19 protein-coding genes and 1 tRNA gene are annotated in these 20705 nt (G+C 68.0%); 8 read left to right on the forward strand and 12 right to left on the reverse strand.

Translation table 11 applies throughout. From position 1 onward, the window contains the following. Positions 1-10 precede the first annotated feature (10 nt). The 4 genes from ACFCV3_RS26255 to ACFCV3_RS26270 are packed head-to-tail and all read left to right on the forward strand — an operon-like array spanning position 11 to position 2373. On the forward strand, positions 11-1219 hold the full coding sequence (locus tag ACFCV3_RS26255; protein ID WP_376034092.1) for an MDR family MFS transporter: 1209 nt from the start codon (positions 11-13) through the stop codon (positions 1217-1219). A gap of 13 nt (positions 1220-1232) precedes the next feature. Continuing rightward, positions 1233-1709 (forward strand): MarR family winged helix-turn-helix transcriptional regulator, encoded by a 477-nt coding sequence (locus ACFCV3_RS26260; RefSeq protein WP_376034094.1) that lies wholly within the window; start codon positions 1233-1235, stop codon positions 1707-1709. Between the two features lie 41 nt (positions 1710-1750). Next, the gene (locus ACFCV3_RS26265; protein ID WP_376034096.1) at positions 1751-1984 is read left to right on the forward strand and encodes a hypothetical protein; all 234 of its coding nucleotides are present in this window, start codon (positions 1751-1753) and stop codon (positions 1982-1984) included. Then, positions 1984-2373 (forward strand): type II toxin-antitoxin system VapC family toxin, encoded by a 390-nt coding sequence (locus ACFCV3_RS26270; RefSeq protein WP_376034098.1) that lies wholly within the window; start codon positions 1984-1986, stop codon positions 2371-2373. The genes ACFCV3_RS26265 and ACFCV3_RS26270 overlap by 1 nt, the downstream gene beginning before the upstream one ends. Positions 2374-2380: 7 nt before the next feature. Here ACFCV3_RS26270 and ACFCV3_RS26275 read toward each other — a convergent pair whose 3' ends face one another. Both ACFCV3_RS26275 and ACFCV3_RS26280 read right to left on the reverse strand, forming a co-directional pair. Further along, positions 2381-4864, reverse strand: a complete 2484-nt coding sequence (locus ACFCV3_RS26275) for a polysaccharide lyase family 8 super-sandwich domain-containing protein (protein ID WP_376034100.1) — start codon at positions 4862-4864, stop codon at positions 2381-2383. 101 nt (positions 4865-4965) lie between these two features. Beyond that, positions 4966-7263: a hypothetical protein gene (locus tag ACFCV3_RS26280; protein ID WP_376034102.1), complete on the reverse strand. Its 2298-nt coding sequence runs from the start codon at positions 7261-7263 to the stop codon at positions 4966-4968. Positions 7264-7441: 178 nt separating this feature from the next. Here ACFCV3_RS26280 and ACFCV3_RS26285 point away from each other — a divergent pair, with 178 nt between their 5' ends. Next, complete coding sequence (locus tag ACFCV3_RS26285) at positions 7442-7999, forward strand: TetR/AcrR family transcriptional regulator (RefSeq protein WP_376034103.1); 558 nt, start codon at positions 7442-7444, stop codon at positions 7997-7999. Between the two features lie 160 nt (positions 8000-8159). Here the strand turns inward: ACFCV3_RS26285 and ACFCV3_RS26290 are convergent. Beyond that, positions 8160-8233 (reverse strand) — tRNA-Gly (locus ACFCV3_RS26290). A gap of 335 nt (positions 8234-8568) precedes the next feature. On the opposite strand from ACFCV3_RS26290, the gene ACFCV3_RS26295 reads away from it, so the two are divergent. Both ACFCV3_RS26295 and dcd read left to right on the forward strand, forming a co-directional pair. Further along, positions 8569-9009 (forward strand): MarR family winged helix-turn-helix transcriptional regulator, encoded by a 441-nt coding sequence (locus ACFCV3_RS26295; protein ID WP_376034105.1) that lies wholly within the window; start codon positions 8569-8571, stop codon positions 9007-9009. A 141-nt stretch (positions 9010-9150) separates the two neighbouring features. Further along, entirely contained in the window at positions 9151-9726 is a 576-nt protein-coding gene (gene dcd / locus ACFCV3_RS26300; RefSeq protein WP_132405817.1) for a dCTP deaminase, read from the forward strand. 59 nt (positions 9727-9785) lie between these two features. On the opposite strand, the gene ACFCV3_RS26305 is transcribed toward dcd, so the two are convergent. From ACFCV3_RS26305 to ACFCV3_RS26320, 4 genes are all read right to left on the reverse strand, one after another. Beyond that, positions 9786-11303, reverse strand: a complete 1518-nt coding sequence (locus ACFCV3_RS26305; protein ID WP_376034107.1) for a hypothetical protein — start codon at positions 11301-11303, stop codon at positions 9786-9788. Positions 11304-11413: 110 nt separating this feature from the next. Then, positions 11414-11647 (reverse strand): hypothetical protein, encoded by a 234-nt coding sequence (locus tag ACFCV3_RS26310; protein WP_376034109.1) that lies wholly within the window; start codon positions 11645-11647, stop codon positions 11414-11416. An 85-nt stretch (positions 11648-11732) separates the two neighbouring features. Next, entirely contained in the window at positions 11733-12575 is an 843-nt protein-coding gene (locus ACFCV3_RS26315) for a DUF4097 domain-containing protein (protein ID WP_376034111.1), read from the reverse strand. Beyond that, the gene (locus ACFCV3_RS26320) at positions 12572-13363 is read right to left on the reverse strand and encodes an Arc family DNA-binding protein (RefSeq protein WP_376034113.1); all 792 of its coding nucleotides are present in this window, start codon (positions 13361-13363) and stop codon (positions 12572-12574) included. Before ACFCV3_RS26320 ends, ACFCV3_RS26315 begins: the two co-directional genes overlap by 4 nt. A gap of 118 nt (positions 13364-13481) precedes the next feature. On the opposite strand from ACFCV3_RS26320, the gene ACFCV3_RS26325 reads away from it, so the two are divergent. Beyond that, positions 13482-14258 carry an SDR family NAD(P)-dependent oxidoreductase gene (locus ACFCV3_RS26325; protein WP_376034115.1) on the forward strand — a complete coding sequence of 259 codons (777 nt, stop codon included), beginning with the start codon at positions 13482-13484 and terminating at the stop codon, positions 14256-14258. Positions 14259-14266: 8 nt separating this feature from the next. On the opposite strand, the gene ACFCV3_RS26330 is transcribed toward ACFCV3_RS26325, so the two are convergent. The 5 genes from ACFCV3_RS26330 to ACFCV3_RS26350 form a co-directional block, all read right to left on the reverse strand. After that, positions 14267-15127 (reverse strand): hypothetical protein, encoded by an 861-nt coding sequence (locus tag ACFCV3_RS26330; protein ID WP_376034117.1) that lies wholly within the window; start codon positions 15125-15127, stop codon positions 14267-14269. 10 nt (positions 15128-15137) lie between these two features. Then, on the reverse strand, positions 15138-16715 hold the full coding sequence (locus ACFCV3_RS26335; RefSeq protein ID WP_376034119.1) for an alkaline phosphatase D family protein: 1578 nt from the start codon (positions 16713-16715) through the stop codon (positions 15138-15140). A gap of 120 nt (positions 16716-16835) precedes the next feature. Then, on the reverse strand, positions 16836-17609 hold the full coding sequence (locus ACFCV3_RS26340; RefSeq protein ID WP_376034121.1) for a hypothetical protein: 774 nt from the start codon (positions 17607-17609) through the stop codon (positions 16836-16838). A 2-nt stretch (positions 17610-17611) separates the two neighbouring features. Then, positions 17612-18400: a hypothetical protein gene (locus tag ACFCV3_RS26345; RefSeq protein ID WP_376034122.1), complete on the reverse strand. Its 789-nt coding sequence runs from the start codon at positions 18398-18400 to the stop codon at positions 17612-17614. An 86-nt stretch (positions 18401-18486) separates the two neighbouring features. Then, a complete protein-coding gene (locus tag ACFCV3_RS26350; protein WP_376034124.1) occupies positions 18487-20634 on the reverse strand; it encodes a (Fe-S)-binding protein in 2148 nt (715 codons plus the stop codon). Between the last annotated feature and the right edge of the window lie 71 nt (positions 20635-20705).

Here is a 20705-nt window from a genome sequence, read left to right on the forward strand (position 1 = left end):
GAGGCCACAGATGTCCATGCCCACCGATGTCGACGAACCGCGGTTCCGTGATTCGCTGCGTGGTCTGCCCCGGCGGGTATGGATCATCAGCCTCGGGATGCTGGTCAATCAGGTCGGCAACTTCCTGCCGGTCTTCATCGTGCTCTACCTGACCCAGCGCGGGTACTCGGCCGGTGCCGCGGGGTTCGTGCTGGGCGTGTCCGGGGTCGGCAAGGTGCTGGGTAACGCAGTCGGTGGCTACCTCGCCGACGCGATCGGCCGACGGTGGACCATCGTGCTGTCCGCGGGTACGACGGCCGGGCTGACCGCGACGGTACCGTTCGTCACGCCGTACGGGGTGCTCGTCGCGGTGGTCGGCCTGATCGGCGTGACCTCACAGGTCTACCGCCCGGCCGCGGCGGCGCTTCTGGTCGACTCGGCTGCGACGAAGCAGCAGCGGATGGCCGCCTTCGGGGTGTTCCGGTTCGCGCAGAACGTCGGTGCTGCCCTCGGTGGCGTCATCGGCGGGGTGCTGGCGGCCACGTCGTACGTCGAACTCTTCCTCGGCAATGCCGTTGCCTGCCTGCTGTTCGGGGTCGTGACGGCGGTCCTGCTGCGGGATCCGCCCCGGACTCGTGCCCTTGCCGAGGAGGAGTCGCAGGGTGGTTATCGCCAGGTGCTCGCCGACCGCGTCCTGGTGCGGTTCCTGCTGATGACGGCGATCGCCGAGTTCGTCTACATCCAAACCACCGTCGGTCTGCCGCTGCACGTCGACGATGTGGGACTGAGTGCGCGTGATTTCGGCTTGCTGATCGGGCTGAACGGTCTGGTGGTGCTGGCGCTGGAGCTGCCGACCACGGCCTTCGTCACCCGGTTCCGGGCCGAGTACGTCCTGGTTGCCGGGAACATTCTGACCGGGGTGGGCCTGGCGCTGACCGGGCTCACCGACGGCATGGTCCTGCTGGCAGCGACGGTCTTCGTCTGGACCCTCGGCGAGATGCTCTACAGCTCGGTCGCCATGGCCCACCTGGGCGGCCTCACCCCGCCCGGAATGGCCGGCCGCTACCAAGGCGCGTACGGCGTGGCCTACACGATCGGTGCCGGCCTCGGTCCGCTCATCGGTGGTGCCGTCTACGCGTTCGGTCCCTGGGTGCTCTGGATCCTGGTCGCAGCCGCCGGGCTCATCGCCGCCAAGCTGTCCCTCCCACGCCGCGTGATGGACAGGATGCAGTCATCATGACAACATGTTGTCCATGACGATTCCGCCCCGCGCCGAATGGCCCGAGCCGGCCAAGGAGACCGAAGGAGGCGCGCTGCTGACCGACGTCATCCTCGCCACCTTCCGCCTCAACGCCCGCCTCTTGGAGGCCGCCCAGGAGCTGGCCGCCCACGGCGGCCTCACGGCCGCCTGGTGGCAGGTCCTCGGCGGCGTCATCGACGAACCCCGCTCCGTCGCCGACGTCGGCCGCATCATGGGCGTCAGCCGCCAGGCCGTCCAGCGCATCGCCGACCTCCTGGTCGAGCGCGACCTCGCCGAATACCGCCCCAACCCGGCCCACCGCCGAGCCAAACTCCTCGCCTGCACCGAAGCCGGCTACTGGGCCATCCGCCAGGTCTCCATAGCCCAACATCCCTGGGCCGCAGACCTCAGCACCAACCTCCCCCTCAAAGACCTCAAAACCACCCTCACCACCATGCAATCCCTCATCACCAAACTCGAACAAGACTGACGATGCTGGTGATGTAAGACGTTTTGTCTTACGTTGGGTGCATGGCAGATACCATCACGATCCGCACGGATGCGGAGACAGAGCATGCGCTGGATGTGCTGACCCGCGGCGGTAGCTCACGTTCGGCGGTCGTTCGGCAGGCGGTCCTCGAGGCGGCACTGCGGAAGGAGCGGGCCGCGGCCATGCGGCGGGCTGTCTTGCGAATGCCCCTCGGTGATCCGGACGGCGTCGATGTCGGTGCCGAACTCGCCCATGACCGAGAGGGCGAGCGCTGATGATCTACCTCGATTCGGCGGCCATCGTGAAGCTGGCGCATGCCGAATCCGAGTCGCAGGCACTCCGGGGCTGGCTCGATGAGCGCGTCGAGACCGGCTGGGTGAGTTCAGTTCTGGCGGAGGTCGAGTCGTCTCGTGCGCTGGCCCGGCATGCACCGAACTCTGTCGGGCGACTGCATCTGGTGCTTGACCTGATTGACCTGATCGATCTGGATGCCGACGTTCGCATCCTGGCTCAGACCGTGCGGCCTGCAACGGTGCGGAGTCTGGACGCAATCCATCTGGCGACGGCACTTCGGGTGCCGCAACTGAGCTCGTTCGTCACCTATGACAAGAGGCTGGCTGACGCCGCTCGAGCGGCTGGCCTCATGGTCGACATGCCGGCCTGACCGCTTCTCACCAGGCTCGAACGAGGGTGATGGTGAGGGTTTTGCCGTGGGTTTGGTGGGTGGTGAAGGTCAGGCGGGTGCCGGTGAGGGTTCGGGTGACTTGTACGGCGGGGGAGGGGGTGGCTGGGCGGAGGTACTGGGCCCAGAGGTTGAGGGTGATGGTGGACCGGGTGGTGGTGGGGTCGGAGACGGCGACGGTGGTTTCGGTGGGGGTGCGGCGGAGGAGGGTGGCGGCGGGGCCGTCGATGGTCAGGCCGGGGAGGTGGTGGGCGCCCGGGGTGAAGGTGTTGGCGGCGGTCAGGCGTAGGCCTAGGTGCTGGATCGCTTGTAGGCGTGGGGTGTTGGCGAGTACGGCGAGTCGTCCGTGGTGGTACGCGCGGAGTGCGGGTTCGGTTGCGTTGGGGACGAGGGCGTAGGCGAGGGTGCGCGTGGAGCCGGCCGGCTGGGCGGCGGTCAGGGCGAAGACCTGTTTGGTGACGGGGGTGTCCGGGTTCGAGGCTCGGATCGTGCGGCGGCTGCGGGTAACTTCTTGCAGCGTTGACGAAACGTCGGTCGGCGCGAGGAAGTAGTAGCCGACGGCAACGTTATTGGCTGCGTAGCGCAGCCAGCGCGGGTCGCCGGATCCCGTCCAGGGGCGGCCGTCTCGCCGTACGCCGGTGATGGTCACAGGATCGCCGGGCGCGGCGATGCGGGTGTCGAGGGTGGTCGTGACCGGGCGGTCGGCGTCGTGGATACCCGCGGCGAGGACCACGATCTCGTCGTCGAGCAGGAACCACGACTTGGTGGCGGATGCATTCCGATACGTCACGAAGTCGTCCGGGAGTTCGTCGCGGGACGCGTAGGCGAAGTCGTCCGACTGCACCCAGCCGACCGCGCCGTATGCGTCGAGGGTCGCGCCACCGGAATGCTTGTTGGTGCCGGTCGGGAAGTAGACGTAAGTGTTCTGCGCTTCCGACGACGGGGTGAACTCCGGTGGGCGGTTGTAGTACGCCGTTCCGTAGAGCTCCGGGATCGTCTTGCGGGTCTCGACCGGGGCGGTCACCCCGCCGAGCGCGTACGGCGAGACGGTCGTGAAGTAGTCGACGCCGTACGAGCGGGTTTGGTCCTGGCCGCTCAGGTACAGGTAGTGCGCGCCATCGCCCTGGAACCACGGCATCAGGTTCTCGCCGCTCATGTACTCGTACTTGCTGATCCGGTCCGAGTTGCGCGCGAGTGCGAACGCATACCCCGGTCGCCGGTGCACGGTCCGGTCCATCGCGTTGAACGCCGTACTGCTCGCAGCCGGGTTGAGGTCGGCCGGCACGATCGCCGGATCGGCGCGCAGATCGGCGAACCGCGCGATGCTCACCGGCGAGACGAAACTGTTCGGATTGATCGTCGGCCGCGCGGTGAACTTGGCGAACGACTTCAACCTGGCCGCGTCCTGCGCTGCCGCGTAGTCGGCGAGGTCGACGACCGCCTCCACGATCACCGCCACGTCGTCGTACCCGGTGCCGGGCCGGGAGACCGCACGGCCCTTGACGATCTCCATCATCCAGCCCTCGAAGATCAGCGGGGCGAACCCGTCCTCGACCCAGCCCTGGACGACGCCGATCAGCTCGCCGGTCTGGGCGTACGACGTACCGGCGAGCACCTTGACCGTCTGCACGACCCGGCTGAGCAGGGCCTTACCGTACGAGCCCGTGTACGCGACGGACGCGTGCTGGACGAAGGAGCCGTCCGCGTAGTACCCGTCGGTGACGCCGTGCTGCAGGTTGTACGGATCGACGGTCGCGAAGACGGTGAACTGATCGGTGAGCGCCTTCTGGATCCGCGCCTCGTCACCTAGTAGAGCGCCTTGCAGGATTCGGTTCGCGGTGATGTCGACCAGGTTCGCGCCGGTGTGGAACCGCGAGTCGAGATCGACGTCGCCGTTCTTCCCGTTGCGGAGGTAGGAGTCCATCGAGGCGACGTACGGCGTGATCAGGGTGGCGGGCGCGTCGATCAGCGCGAGCGTCTTGGAGACGAACGTGGAGATGCCGATCTCCCAGGTGAACCAGTTGCCGTAGTACCCCTTCGACTGGTCGCCGTACCAGGCCTCGTGCAGTCGTTGCAGCCCGGCGATGATCCGGCTGCGGATCTGCTCGCTGCCCTGCAGCTCGGAGGCCGGCCCGGGCCGGCGGTACGCGAGGGCGATCTCGTAGAGGTGCTGGTACGACGCGCTCAGATTCGGATCGCTGGTACCGAGCGGAAGGCCCGCGAACAGCTCGCTGGCCCCGGCCCGGTCCATCGCGGCCAGCCAGGTCCGCGCGGTCGCGTCCATCGCGGTGAGCTTGGCGGCGACTTCCGGTCGCGCGTTCGATTCCGCCGTACCGGCGTAGATCGCGATCGCATTGGCAAGCAACACGTTGGGCTCGGCAGCGGCGACCGCGGTGGCGCGGACCGGGTTCACCGCAGTCAGGAGCGCGGTGGCGGGGACGAACGAGAGCAGGCGGCGGCGACTGATGTACACAACAACTCCCAGGGCGATGGGAAAAACCTCACCCCAGAAGTCAACCAGCCGCAACTATCTTCCAGCAAGCGTTTGCCGCCCCTCAAATGGCGGATCGGGGGTCAGGAGCCGCCGGCTCCTGTTAGTTGGCCGTCCATGGAGAGGATGCGGACGGGGCCGCCGGTGGTTCTGGCGGGGATGACCAGGGCTACCTGGTGGAGGTAGTCCTGGTGCAGGGTTTGGGTGAACTTGACCTTGCTGCTGAAGGCGGTTGCTTCGCCGCTGGTCCAGTAGGCGTTGGAGCCGGGCTCGACTCGTTGCAGGTACTGCTCGGTGAGGGCGAGGAAGACCAGGCCCTCGCCGTCTGCGGTCATGAAGGTGACGGGGGTGCCGGTCGGCTTGTAGGTGTCGGTGACGGCGGCGATGTAGGGCTCGGCGGCGTCGGCGTGCTTCGACTTGGCGCGCTGCTCGAGGAGCTTCGCCATGCCGGGGGAGGCGGTGAAGAGTTTGGCCTCGGGAGCCTTCGGGCCGCCGGTCAGGTACGCCGCGAGGGTCGGGGCGACTGCGGCTGGGTGGGTGGCCAGGCTGGCTACGTCGGCGCGGCTCGGTGTCCGCACGCCCTCCATTGCCGGGAGGTCGATGGAGCGGCCGGGGTAGACCGAGTGGGTCAGCAGCCATGGGGCGCCTGCGCTCTGTCGCTCCCAGACGCCGAGCTGCCGGGTGTCCGTCGAACCCGAGACGCCGGTGGTGACCACGAACCGCATCGGGTACGCCGTGAACTCCGGCGCACCGACCACCGGGTCGGTGAACGTGAACGGCTTCTCCAGCGTCTTGCCGGCCGCATCCAGCTTGCGGCCGATCTGGTAGCCGGCGAGGGTCTGGGCCAGGGTCGGCTCGGCCTCGATGGTGGCGGCCAGTTTGTTGTCGCGGGTCTGGTTGGCCTTGTTGTTGAGCTCGCTGTACTTCGTCACCACGGCCTTGGCGTCGGCGATCGTGACGGCCGGCCGGCGGTCGGGAACCGTCAGGTTGTTCTTCGGCGGCATCAGCCCGCAGCTGGTTGCCGTGAGCAACAAAGCACCGCTGGCGAGGAGTGCCGCCGTCCGCTTCACCGCCTCATCGCTCTTCGTGAACTCCGGCGACTCCACCAGCGGCAACGTCTCCACAGGCGCAGTGGAAGCCGACGGAGTGGGCGCGGTCGGAGTGGAACCAGCCAGCGCGGAGGCCGGCGGCGTGGGAGCAGGCGGAGTGGAGGCCGACGGCGCAAAGGCCGGCGGGGTCGGAGCGGGCGGCGTGGAGGCCAACGGAGTGGGAGCGGGCGGGGTGGAGGACGACGGAGCCGACGCCGACGGGGTGGAGGCCGAGGGCTGCGCGGTGGTCGTGGCGGTGGTTGGCGTGGTGGGAGCGCTCGTCGGCGGAAGTGCCGCGCGCGACTTCGCCTTGGCTACCGCTGCGGGTGTCATCAGCATCGGCGCCGACCGCAGAGGCTGCACACCTGGAATCGGACGGGAGGGTCGCGCCGGCCGGACCGGAGCCTCGGTCTGGAGCTGAGCCGCCGACGTCGGCCTTGGCTGGCTGATCACCGCGAGCCGCTCCGTCGCCTCGTCGGGCACCGACCGGACCTCAGGAGCCCGGTACGCCGGGACGTCGTCCACCGGAGCAAACGGACTGACACCGCGAACCGGCGTACTGGCACCGGCCGTCATCCCCAGCGTGGTTTCTGTGCCCGTAGTCGTGCTCAGTGCGGTTGCTGTGGGGATTGTCGTTGGTGTTGACGTGGTGAGGGATATTGCGGTGGAGGCCGGGACTACTGGCTCGTCGGGGGAGCGGCGGAAGGCGAGGGTGATGCCTAGGGCGAGGGCGGCGATGCCGGCGCCGAGGATGAGCAGGCTGATGCCGAAGGAGCGGTGCAGCTCGATGCCGAAGCTGACGTTCGCGTCGACCGCGGGGGTGCCGTCGGCGTTCATCACGACGACCGAGTAGCGGCCGTCCTGCATCGGCCAGGCGATCGACTGGTTGCCGTTGCCCCCGGACTTCGCCACCCACCAGTCCAGGTCGCCGGGCGGGGTCAGCTTGTGCTCGAAGCCGCGCATGGTCTGCGTGCTGATCGTGGACGGTACGTCGTACCGGATCACGCGGGTGTGGGCGGCGCCGTTGAGGTAGTCGGTGACGTCGAGGTCCTGCGCGATGCCGACGAAGACCGGCTTGGACCCGGTGACGCTGACGCGCAGGGTCGGGCCGTGCCGGTCGAGCAGGTCGGGTGCGGTGACCACGGCCAGGCCGGCACTGGTCAGTGACCGGCCTCCGGTGGAGATGGTGTTGTCCGGACCGACCAGCCAGAACGCGGCCGCGGCGCCGGCGATGCCGACGACCAGGCCGATCAGGGTCAGCAGCAGGCCCAAAGCAGTGCGGGCGAAACGCATCAAGAGCTCCCGTTGGTACGACGAGCCCGGCCCGCGGACGGGGGACCGGGCAGCGGGCTCGGCCGTGGGCCCCTCGGGATCCCCGTACTTCACCCGTTGCCGTACCTAACTGACGGCGCACGGATCTGTTACGATCCCGTCAATAGTGAACGACCATTCGTAAACGCCGGAGGTGGTCGTGGCGCGTCCGCGACTGGTCGACGACGACGCGATCCTGGACGCGACCCGCCTGGTGCTGGCCGAGGCCGGCCCGGCGAAACTCACGCTGGCCGCCGTCGGTGCCCGGGTCGGCCTGGCGCCCCCGACGCTGATGCAGCGGTTCGGCAGCAAGCGCGGTCTGTTACTCGCCTCAGCGGCTCGCGAGCCGCAGCTGGTCCTCCGCGCCGCCGCGGCAGCAGAGGCGGCCAACACTTCCCCGCTGGCAACCCTGCACGACTTCGCCCTGACAGCGGTCGGCTCCGTCCAGCTCGATGTGTCCGATCCGGAGTTCCGCGAACACGCCCGCGCGCACTCCGCTGCCATCGTGAACAGCTGCGCCCGCTTCTACCGCGCAGCAGTGGCAGCCGGCGAGCTGCGGGCGGACACCGACGTACCGGCTCTCGCGCGGCACACCCTCGTCTGCATCAACGGAGCGCTCCAGACCTGCGCGGTGAACGACTGGGGCGCGCCCTCCACCTTCCTCAGCGAGCAGCTCGACCAAATGCTCGCGCGCGAGCGCCGGGGACTTGGCGTGTAACTGCCGTCACTCTATGTGGAGCGGCTATCGACCGCATCGCGTTTCGGCCGGGGCCGGAAACTTCCGGATCGCAAGAGAGCGGATGTCAGAACATTTGCGCCGAAACCCCGAAAGAACAGAACGCCAGGGAGGAGAGCATCCTCGGCCTGGCGTTTTCTCGTGGAGCGGGTGACGAGAATCGAACTCGCACTGTCAGCTTGGGAAGCTGATGTTCTGCCATTGAACTACACCCGCGCGCGTCGCCGTTCAGGCGAGCGGAGAAAGCATAACCGATGGGTGGGGGCACCGGCACGGCGGGTCCGGCGCGCCGGATCGAGGCAGTTGTTGCGCGGTCAGCGGAATGTGCCGGAGAAGGTGGCCGAACGCATCGAAAAGCAGTCCGAAGCGGTTTGCGCGGGGGGTTCCGGGGCAGTTTTCCACAAAGGGCACGTCCAAGGACTGGGCATGCCCGTCATCTTCTGGCAGATTAGAACGCGTTGCCGGGGGCAACATTCGACGCAACGTGAGGATGCGGTCCTGGCCGGGACCGGACAAGATGGTTGCGGGGCAACTGGATGAAGGGGTGAACGGTGGCAACAGACACGAGTGACGCGCTGGAGAACCTGGAGAAGGAGCTCGTCACGTTGGCACGGCGGCTGCGCGGTCTGCAGCGGACGCTGTCCGACGAGGCGCATCCGGACCTGGAGCCGGCGCAATATGCGTTGCTCAACCACGTCGAGGAGCTGGCTCCGGTGCGGATGGCCGACCTGGTCGCCGCGCTCGAGGTGGACAAGGGACCGGTCAGCCGGGCCTGTGCGCGACTCGAGGAGGAGGGCCTGCTCAAGCGCGCCGCCGACAAGACGGACGCCCGGGCGACGCTGCTGACCCTGACCGCCGCCGGCAAGCGCAAGCTCGCCGCGGCCCGGAAGAAGCGGCACAAGGTGATCGACGACCTGCTCAAGGACTGGTCGCCGGCACAGGTGAAGACCTTCGCCACCCAGGTGTCGAAGTTCAACAAGCTGTCCGACTAGTTCGTTGCCTCGGGCCACAGGAGTGGTGCGGTCTCACGCCGGGGAGCTGAGGGCTCCGGACGAGCCGTCACCAGCCTCCCGTGGACGCTCGGGGTGAGGTAGGAACTGGGCGCAGAGCAGCACGCTTGCTACCGTGCATCCGTGCTGCTCTCCGACCGCGACATCTTGTCCGAGCTCGACGCCAAGCGCGTCCAGCTGGAACCCTTCGACGCTGCGATGGTGCAGCCGTCGAGTGTCGACGTACGGCTGGACCGGTTTTTCCGGGTCTTCGAGAACCACCGGTACCCGCATATCGACCCCGCCGAGGAGCAGCCCGACCTGACCCGTGAGGTCGAGCCGGAGGGTGACGAGCCGTTCATCCTGCACCCGGGCGAGTTCGTGCTCGGGTCGACGTACGAGATGGTGACGCTGCCCGACGACGTCGCGGCCCGGCTGGAGGGCAAGTCCTCGCTGGGGCGGCTCGGCCTGCTCACCCACTCCACCGCCGGCTTCATCGACCCCGGCTTCTCCGGGCACGTGACCCTCGAGCTGTCCAATGTCGCGACCCTGCCGATCAAGCTCTGGCCGGGGATGAAGATCGGCCAGCTCTGCTTCTTCCGGCTCTCTTCACCGGCCGAGCACCCGTACGGCTCGTCCAAGTACGGCTCCCGCTACCAGGGCCAGCGCGGTCCGACGCCGTCGCGCTCCTACCAGAACTTCCACCGCACCGACATCTGATCCCGGTACGACGAAGGCCCCGAGGAATCGTTCCTCGGGGCCTTTCGCAGGTCGCCGGATCAGGCGGTCGGCTTCATCGCGATCAGGATCTTGTCGATGTCGTAGTTGTCGGCCTTGTCGTTCTGCATGTACGTCGCGCCGTACTCGTTGATGGCGGTCGGCGACGGCGTCCCCAGCCGCGGGTCGAACTGCGACAGGTCCGAACCGAACTTGCTGCCGACGTCATCGGTCGGTACGCCGGTCGTCGGGGTCTCGCTGGTGCCGTCGGTCGGCGTACTGCTCACCGAAGGGGTCGTGCTCGGGTTCGTCGAGGGCTGCGGGATGTCGGCGCCGGTCTTGGCGTCGAGCATCACCGGCTGCTCCTGCGCGTGGCCGTACGCGACGCCGTGGAAGGCGCCGGTGATGACCGGCACGACCCGGCTGGCCGAGTTCTTGTTGTAACCCCAGACCTTCTTGCCGGTCGCGTCGTCGATGCCGATGATCTCGTCGGTGCCACCGTTCTCGCCGGTGGTGCAGACGACGGCGGTCGCCTGGTCGCCGAGACAGGTGTAGGTGAAGGCCTTCTCGGTGCCCAGCGTCGTCTTGATCTGGCCGACCAGCGCGCCGGTCGCGATGTCCACGGCGTACAGACCGCTGTTGTACGTGTAGACGGTCGACTTCGGGTTCGGTACGTACGCCGAACCGTTGAAGTAGGCGTGCTTGGTGCCGCTGCCCTCGGGGGTCAGGTAGTCCATCTTGGTGGGGATCTGCTTGCTGACCTTGCCGCTGGCGCCGTCGAAGATCACGATCGTGCCGTCGTGCGCACCCTCCTGGTTGCGGCCCTTCGCGCCGACGACCGTGCCGTTCAGTACGGCGCCCGGTGCGATGAACGGAGTGATGGTCGCCTTCTGCGTCTTCGGGTCGGCGAACACGGTGAAGTCGCTGCTGCCGTTCTTACCGCCGTCGGAGCTGTTGGCGTGCAGCCCGATCGCGACCTGGCCGGTCGCCGCGTCGTACGCCTGGGAGCTGATGTCGCCGGCGGTGGTGCCGGGCCCGAACTTCGCGGTGAAGTCCGTCGTCACCTCGGCGACCTTCTTGCCGTCCGCGGAGTCGATCCACTGGACGACGAGCTGGCCCTTGGCCTTCTGGGTGCCGTTGCCCTTGTCGATCTGGCTGTAGGCGATCACCGCGACGTCCTTGCCGTCGAGCTCGACCGGCATCACCTCGCTGTGGTCGGAGGTGGTGATCGTCTCGGTCTTCTCGGTGGCGAGCACGGTCCACGGGTCGCGCTGCCCGGCGATGTGGCGGCCGGTGAGACCGTTCTTGCCGGCGACCAGCGCGGTCTGGCCGACCATCCCCGCCGAGAGCGTGCTGTCGTTGGTCTTGCCGCTCTCGATCGGGACGCCGTACGCCGCGACGGGTGTGAGGCCCTTGGGCGGGTCGAAGGATGCGACCGGTGGGGGCGCGGGAGTGGTCGGTGTGTCACCGCCACCCTTCGGTGCGTCGCTGCCCTTGTTGTCGTCCTTGCCGCCGCAACCGGCGACCAGGATCAGCAGGGCGGCGGCGGTGGCGACGGCCTTGGCTGTCGGACGCTGCATCGGTGCTCTTCTCCCCAAGTCAAACGAAGTGATCGCTTGAAACCTAGCAGCGTCCCTGGGGCCTGAACGCCGTTATCCACAGGCGTTGCACGAAGCTGCAACACAAGGGGTCAGCGGACGACCGAGAGGCCGGTACCGCGGTGCTCGGGGCGGGCGTGCCGGCCCTGCGGCGCCGGGGTTGTCAGCGGCTCGAGCTTGTCGGCCAGCCGGCGCAGGGCGATCGCCAGGCTGTGCCGGGGACCGCTGTCGGTGGACTGGTGCTCGTTCAGCAGGGCGCGGGTCTCGGCGGCCTGGACCTGCTCGGCGACGCGGTAACGGGCCACCTCTTGGTGTTCGGTGATCATGTCCGTACTCCCCTTCGGTGTTTTTGGCAGTGCTTCGCCCAGGTCCCGCCGGACCGATGCCGGCGAGACCTCCTGGAGGCGTGGTTCAGACCTTGACGACGGTGATGTCGCCGGTGACGGTGCGGGCCCGCAGAGTCAGCGAGCGCGCGCCCGCTTCGGGCTTCTCGCCGGGCTCCAGCTCGCAACGGATGCGGCCGGTGACCGTCTTCAGGTCCAGGTACGTCGGGATGCCGTCGGGAACGCCGACGCGGACATCGCCGTTGGCCGTCTCGGCCTGGATACTCGGCCCGTCGGCCACCTCGACGGTGACGTCGCCGGAGCCGGAGGTGGCGACCGAGTGGTCGCGGATCCGCTCGATGGTGATGTCACCCGAGCCGACCTTGACGCTGGCCGGTCCGGCCGCGTCACCGATCCGGACGTCGCCGGAGCCGGTGCTGAGCCCGATCGTGTCGCCGGCCTCGCCGATGTCGATCGATCCCGAGCCGGTGCTGCCCTTGGCGACGCCGGACACGTGCGCGACCCGTACGTCGCCACTACCGGTGCTGACCGCGAGGTCGCCCTCGACGACCTCCAGGCGGATGTCGCCGGAGCCGGTCGACAGCCGGGCGGAGCCGACCGGGACCTGAGCGGTGATGTCACCCGAGCCGGTCTTGGCGCGCACGTCCAGCACTGCCGAGGTGGAAATCCGGAGATGGATCTCGGGGCCGCGGCGGGTGTTGAAGCGGCGTCCCTTGCGGAGCTCGACGATCAGTTCGCCGTCCTCCACCGTGTAGACGACATCCTCGTCGGTACCGTCCTCGACCTCGAGCTCGACGATCGTCTGGGTGCCTTCGCTGGGGACCAGCTGGACCTCGCCCGAACCGATCTCGATTCGCGCCCGGTTGATTTCGCCGTCCTCGGCGACCAGTTGACTCGTGAAGCCGCTCACTGTGCCCACCCCTGGAATCGCTGGCTCGAGCCGCGCTCACCGCGGCGGCGGTCCTTCTCCTCGCGGCGACGTTCGCCCTCGGCGCGCCGCTGGTCACGCTCACCGCGACGCTCGTCACGGCGACCGTCGCGCTCACGCCGGCCTCGGTCGGGACCGAAGACGCCGTTGTCACCGAAGGGTCCACCAGGACGGAACACACCGTCCGGGCCGAAGACACCGTCGGGACCGAGCGGACCGTCGGGGCCCAGCGGGCCGTCCGGGCCGAACATCCCCCCGCGCGGTGGACGCGGAGGCCGCGGGGGACGCGGCGGGCCACCACGGCGGCCGCGGTCGCTCAGCGACATCATCACCGTGCGCATCAGCCACGCGTTCGAGGAGATGCCCTCGGCGGTCGCGGCCTCGTCGACCTTGTTCTTCACCGACATCGGCAGCCGCAGCGTGATCCGCGCGGTCGGCTCGTCGGCCTCCGGGGTCAGGTCGTTGACCGCGGAGTCGTTGTCGTCTTCCAGTACGTCGTCCGTGTCGTCGGGACCGGTCAGCTGGCTCGGAGCCGGCGTGACCACGAACTCGGGACGGCCACCGGCCATCCGGAGCTCGACCGAACCGGGGGACAGCTCACGGCTGATCTCCCCGGCGGCGTCGGACAGGGCTGAGATGAGGGCCAGGCGGCCGGCGTCATCCAGCGTGGCTCCGAGGCGCTGGGCCACGGAGCGAGTTTGGTCGTCGGCCAGGGCGGTTGCGTTCTCCACGCTCCGCCGGACCGACTCGAGATAGGGATCAAGTTCCATGACGCCAACTATGACGTCATCGTGACGTCACTGTCAACCCCATCTGATGTCATCGGGGCGTCAGGGGCAGAATGGGTGACACCAAACCCATGGAGGAGACGTGTCCAGAGGAGTACTCGTGACCGGCGCATCGCGCGGGGTCGGAGCCGCCACAGCCCTGGCGTTCGCGCAAGGCGGCGACCGGGTGGTGCTGCACTGTCGCGGCGCGGTCGAACGTGCCGAGGAGGTTCGCGCGAGTCTGCCTGGCGACGGGCACGCGGTGGTCACGGCCGACCTCGGTGATTCGGCCGCAATCCCTTCCCTGGTTGAGGAATCAGCCCGCCTGCTGGGCCGCATCGACGTACTGGTGAACAACGCCGCGCTGTACGTCGAGGAGCCGGTGGCCGGGTCGCGGCGGATCGGGCACCCGCTGGCAGAGACGCCGTACGACGAGTGGGTCGCGGCTTGGCGACGCACTCTCGCGGTCAACTTGGAAGGGGCGGCGCACGTGACGTGGTGTGTGGCTCGCCAGATGCTCGACATCGAGCCGGCAGACGGCGTACGGCGGGGTGCGATCGTCAATGTGGGGTCGCGCGGCGCCTACCGCGGTGAGCCGGACGTACCGGCGTACGGGGCCGCCAAGGCCGGATTGCACGCGATGGGCCAGTCGCTTGCCGTCTCCTTGGCGCCACATGACATCACCGTGACGTCAATCGCGCCCGGATTCATCGCCACCGACCTGACCGCTGGCATGCTGGACGGTCCCGGCGGCGACGCGATCCGGGCGCAGAGCCCCTTCGGTCGAACGGCCACCGCCGAGGAGGTGGCCGCAGCCATCCACTGGCTCGCCTCATCCCCGGCCGGCTGGTCCTCCGGCGCCGTCCTCGACTTCAACGGCGCTTCCTACCTGCACTGACGCAGCGGTCAGCTGCCGTAGACCTCGAGTTCGACGATCCGGGAGTAGGTGTTGCCGTTGCCGGCCAGGCAGAGGATGCGTACGGCGTCCGCCTGGACCGGATCGAACGTCGACACGACGTGGCCGAGGGTGTTTCCGCGGACCTGGGCCACGGTCTGCCAGTCGCCGGTGCCGCTGCGGACCTGGACGTCCCAGTCGCGCAGGCCGTTGGTCGCGGCCGGGTACTTCACCGAGTCGAGGGTGTAGAGCTCGACGCGGTTGATCGTGGTCGGCGCGGCCAGGGTGACGGCGTAGTTGTCGGGGAACGCCGCGCGCGTCCCGTCGTTCCAGCCGGTCAGCGTGTCCCAGTGTTCGGAGTCGTGGTCGCCGTCGACTCCGCCGCAGACGGCGAAGTTGCCGTGCGTCGACGAGGCGGTCGCCTGTTCGCCGAGGGCCACGTTGCTGCCAGGACCCTTTGGTGGCAACGGATTCACGGTCACCGGCACCGTCACCTTGGACCGGTCGACCTCGAGGTCGACCGAGTACTTGCCGGGCTGGGTGTCGCGCGGCACCCGGACCTCGACCGGCGCGGAGACCGGCTGGTCGGGGTCGACGGCCGGGAGCCAGGACGAGAACAGTTCGCGGGACAGTTGCAGCGGACCACGGGGATTCAGCGTCAGGTCGGCGTACCGGTCCTCGGTGGTGGTGTTCGTCATGGTGAGCGTCAGGTTGCCCGGAAAGCAGGGCAGGCCGACGACGCTCAGCTGCGCGGGTTGCACCGACACCTGGACGCCGGACCGCGGCGGCGTGCCGTTGGTTGCCTGGGGCAACGCAATCGCCGCCGCGACCGCCGTCCCGAGGGCGACGGCCGATTGCCATCGAATCGTCATCGCTGTCTCCTCAGAGGGTCTGGATACCCGGGCGGCCGTCCTCGACGAGGAGCTTGGCGCGGGTGCTGACGGTGCCGTTCGGGATGCTGACCTTGTCGACCACGCGGAAGTCGGAGATCCAGCGTTGCGGGGTGACGCTGCAACTGACGTAACCGCGCTGGAAGTTGCCGAACTTGATGTGCGGGTTCTCCTTGAGCAGCGTCACGCCGCCCGGGTCGAGGTCCATCCCGTCCATCGCGGACGAGATCGACGTACCGACGAACTCGGTGCCGACGGTCGGTGAGTCGGGGTTCGCGAAGTCCAGTTTGAGGTCGGACGCCACGCTGCGGTGCAGGTCGCCGCCGATCGAGACCAGGTTGCGGAGCTTGCGCTGGTAGGCGGCGCCGAGGATGCGGTTGCGGGACGCTTCGTAGCCGTCCCAGGTGTCCATCGGGACCAGGACCTCCGGGCCTTCCTTCACGTCGAGCCGGGCCAGTGCGTTCTGCTGCGCGAGCACGTTCCAGCGCGCGGGTGAGGACGCCCAGCCGTCGAGCAGCCACTTCTCCTGAGTGTCCCCGGTGATCGAGCGGGCCGGATCCTTGGTTTCCGGGCCGGGTGCCTTCGACCCGTCGCCGTACGCCTGATCCGAGCGGTACTGCCGGGTGTCGAGGACGCTGAACTCCGCCAGCCGGCCGTATTTGATCCGCCGGTAGAGCTGCATGTCCGGGCCCTTAGGCAACTGCGCGAGCCGCAGCGGCATGTGTTCCCAGTACGCGCGGAACGCGTTCGCGCGCCGTACCAGGAACTGCGCGGGCGGAGCGCTCGGATGTGCCTCGTCGGCCCAGTTGTCGACCACCTCGTGGTCGTCGAGTGTGACCACCCAGGGCGCGGACGCGTGCGCCGCCTGGAGATCGGCGTCCATTTTGTACGACGCGTAGCGGACGCGGTACTCGTCCAGGGTGACCGTCTGCTGGGTCATCCAGGGCTCGTTCGAGTGCGGCCGGATGCCACGGTCGATACCGAATTCGTAGATGTAGTCGCCGAGGAAGAACACCACGTCGTGCTCGCGCCGAGCCATGTCGGCGTACGCCGTGTACCAGCCCTCCCACCACGCCTGGCAGGACGCGAAGGCCAGCGACATCTCGTCGACGATCGCGTTTGCCGCCGGCGCGGTCCGCGTCCGGCCGACCGGGCTGAGCTGCCCGTTCACGCGGAAGCGGTACCAGTACTCCCGCCACGGACGCAGCCCGCGGACATCGACATGCACCGAATGACTCGCCTCCGGCCGGGCCTGGGTCGTGCCCTGCCGGACGATCCGCCGGAACCGCGGATCCTCGGCGACCTGCCAGCCGACCTCCACCGGACGACGATTCATCCCGCCGAACGGGGTCAGCGGATCCGGCGCGAGCCGGGTCCAGATCACCACCGCATCCGGCAACGGATCCCCGGACGCCACCCCCAGCGTGAACGGATCCCGCCGGTCGCCGCGACCGGTCGCCCCGGCCAGCGCCCGCCCCACCCCGGGCAGGTCGCCGGACAGCGCCAGCGCAGCCGCGGCTCCGGTCACGGTCAGAAAGCCTCGTCGAGTACTACCCACACGCACGCTCATCGGCACCAACCCACCCGATCATCCGCCGGTGACACCTTCCACGGCAGGTAGGTTTCTACCCGCCTAACGTCACGTTACGAGAAGTTCTCACACATCGGCGTGAAATGACCGAATCCGGACTCAGCCGACGATCTTGCTCGCAGGCGGAGGGGTGATCGTCACCGGCTTGTTGAAGTTGGACAACGTCATCACCATGGAGACGCCGCTGACCTCGAACTCCATCCGGCGCACCATGTGCGACTTGTCCATCCACATCGTGTAGGGGATGACCGCCGGCACACCCTTCGGCATCTTCTGACCCTTGGCGGCGTACGCCTTTGCTGCGTCCAGGTTGACCTCGTACTGCTCCATCTTCTCGCCGACGATGGTGTCCTCACCGACGAACTTGATGCTGACCAGGCTCTTGTCGAACGACTTGAACGCCTTGGTCGGGTCGCCGCTCTCGAGCAGTTGATCGAGCTGGGCGATCTGGCCGGACCTGAACGTGACGAACTTCCCGGCCGGCGTCGCACCGGGGATCGATGCGTAGCCGATGCCTTTGCTGATGATCATCGTGGCCGTCTTGCCCTTGAAAGCCGCGCCGGTCATCTCCATCGACATCGCCGCCGGCTTGAAGGTCTGGGCGCCCCGGATCGTCATGAGCGTCTGGCCGCCGCCCTTCATCGTGGCGAACGTGCGCCAGGACTTCTGCTTCGTCATCGCGGTGTTCATCGCCGGGACGAAGGTGACGCGGTTCAGGCGGACCACGGACGGCGGAGTACTGACAGCCTTCTGCGGCTCGGCGGTCAGCCCGGGGAGCGTGGCCGGGCCAGCGGCGGGGGGCTTGTCGTTGGCTCCGCAGGCGGCCAGGCCGAGGGCCAGGGGTACGACGACGGCCGTGGCACGGAACTTCATGGCTAGCGGACGATCTTGCCGGCCGGCGGGGCGGTGATGCTGACCGGCTTGTTGTAGTCGGACATGGTCATCACCATGGAGACGCCGCCGAGGTCGAAGGAGACCTTGCGGACGAGGTGCGACTTGTCCATCCACATCGAGTAGGTGATGGTCGCCGGAACGCCCTTGGGGATCTTCTTGCCCTGGGCCTTGAGGGCCTTGGCAGTGTTGACCGAGACGGCGTAGCGCTCGAGCTTCTCGCCGGCGACGGTCTCCTCGCCGACGAACTTCACGCTCGCCATGCTCTTGTCGAAGGACTTGAAGATCTTGGTCGGGTCGCCGCCGTCGAGCAGTTCGTCCAGCTCGGCGATCTGGCCGAGCTTGAACTTGACGTACTTGCCGGCCGGGGTGGCGCCCGGGATGGACGCGTAGCCGGTGCCCTTGCTGACCACGACCTTGGCGGTCTTGCCCTCGAAGGCGGCGCCGGACATCTGCAGCGACATCGCGAACGGCTTGGCGGACTGGACACCGGAGATCGTCATCAGCGGCTCGCCACCGGCCTTCATGACGCCGGTGATCTTCCACGACCGAGCCTTCGTCATGGCGGTGTTCATCGCCGGGACGAAGGTGACGCGGTTGAGGCGGGTGACCGCGGGCGGCGGGGTGCTGACGGCCTTCTGCGGCTCAGCGGTGGTGGGTACCGAGACTGGCGCGGGCGGGGCTGCTGCGGGCTTGTCGTTGCCTCCGCAGGCGGCCAGGCCGAGGGCCAGGGGTACGACGGTGACCGTGGCGACGGCGGCACGGAACTTCATGATGCATTTCCTCCCCAGGTGATACAGGACCCTGGATCTTATGGTCTGGACCACCTGAGGAGGAAGGGAATTGCACGTTGCTGCAATCAGCCCCGCTTGACGGAGGCGAGCAGGAGCTGGGCGACGTCCTGAACCTCCACCTCTTCGCGGGCCGAGCCGTCGGCCTGCTTGGCGGTGAGGCCGTCGGACAGCATCACCCGGCAGAACGGGCAGCCGGTGGCGATCTTGTCGGCGCCGGTCTCGACGGCCTCGGTGGTGCGGTTGACGTTGATCCGGCTGCCGATCTTCTCTTCCATCCACATCCGGGCACCGCCGGCACCACAGCAGAACGACTTGGTCTTGTTCCGCGGCATCTCGGCGTACTCGGCGCCGGGGATGATGTCGAGCAGCTCGCGCGGAGCGTCGTACACCTGGTTGTGCCGGCCCAGGTAGCACGGGTCGTGGTAGGTGATCTTCTGGCCGTTGAGTGTGCTGTCGGCCGGGGCGACCGGGGTCAGCTTGCCCTCGCGGACCAGCCGGTTGAGCAGCTGGGTGTGGTGGATGACGTCGAGCTCGACACCGAGCTGGGAGTACTCGTTCTTCAAGGTGTTGAAGCAGTGCGCGCAGGTGGAGACGACCTTCTTCGCGCCGGTCTCCTTGAAGACCTCCGCGTTCTGCATCGCCAGCTGCTGGAAGACGAACTCGTTACCGGACCGCCGAGCCGGGTCACCGGTGCAGGTCTCACCATCACCCAGTACGGCGAACGTCACGCCGGCGATGTTGAGCAGCTCGGCCACGGCCTGCGTGGTCTTCTTCGCGCGGTCCTCGTAGGCACCGGCGCAACCGACCCAGAACAGGTACTCGACCTCGGCCAGCGTCTCGACGTCGGTCCCGACCTGCTTGACCTCGAACGGCAGGTCCTTGGCCCAGTCCATCCGGCCGGACGGGCTCATGTTCCACGGGTTGCCCTTGTTCTCCAGGCCCTTGAACAGCCCGTTGAGCTCGGACGGGAACGACGACTCGATCAGCACCTGGTAGCGGCGCATGTCCATGATCGCGTCGACGTGCTCGATGTCGACCGGGCACTGCTGCACGCAGGCGCCGCACGACGTACAGGCCCAGAGCGCCTCTTCGTCGATGACCGCGACATCGGCCGGACCGACTAGCGGCTTCTCCTGCTCGTCGAGCACCAGCTGCGACAGCGACTTGCGGTCGTCCTCGGCAGCCAGCAGGTACGGCGCCTTCGCGTAGGCGTGCTCGCGCAGGCCCATCATGATCAGCTTCGGCGACAGCGGCTTCTCGGTGTTCCAGGCCGGGCACTGGGACTGGCAGCGACCGCACTCGGTGCAGGTGGTGAAGTCGAGCAGGCCCTTCCAGGTGAAATCCTCGACCTTGCCGACCCCGAGCGCCGCGTCCTCGTCGAGCTCGTCGATGTTCTCGAAGTCGATCGGCTCGCCCTTGACCATGATCGGCTGCAGCGCACCGAGCGCCGTACCGCCGTCGGCGTTGCGCTTGAACCAGATGTTCGGCCAGGCGGTGAAGCGGTGCCAGGCCACGCCCATGGTCGCGTTCAGCGAGATGGTGATCATCCACGCGAACGAGATGATGATCTTGATCATCGCGACCAGGTAGACGGTGTTCTCGAGCGCGTGCTCGGACAGTCCGCCGAACAGCGCGTCGCCGACGAACCAGGTGCTCGGGAAGTGGAACTTGCTGCCCGCACCGAGGGCGTACTCGAGGCCGCGCAGCAGCACGATGCAGACCAGTACGCCGAAGATCGTGTACTCGACGTAGTACGCCTGCCACGCCCGCGAGCCGAAGAACCGGCTGTACCGGCCTTCGGAGCCACTCGGCAGGTGCCGCAGCCGGATCGCCATCAGGCCGATGATCGAGACCAGACCGGTCCAGGTCAGGAACTCGCTGAGCCACTCGAAGACGAACCAGTGCCCGATGATCGGCAGCGCGTAGTGCGCGTCGAACAGCTGACCGAACGCCGTCACCAGGCTGAGCACCAGCCCGAGGAAGCCGAACGCGACGAACCAGTGCAGGACGCCGATGTGGCTCCACTGCAGCATCCGGGTGTGGAGGAGGGTCTCCTTGGCCAGCGTGACGCTGCGCTGCCCCGGCTGGTCGGTGCGGCCAGGTGCCGGCTGCCCCAGCTTGATGACGGACACGATGTGCCCGATCGTCTTGCCGAACAACGCGACGCCGACCAAGGCGATCGCGAGCGACACGATGATGGCGAGGATCTGCATACCAGCGATGTTATTGGTTGGTTACTGGTGAGTCATGGTGATGCGGCAATCGTCACGCCAGCGTGTTCCGT

Source organism: Kribbella sp. NPDC056345 (assembly GCF_042262745.1).
Lineage (GTDB): Bacteria > Actinomycetota > Actinomycetes > Propionibacteriales > Kribbellaceae > Kribbella.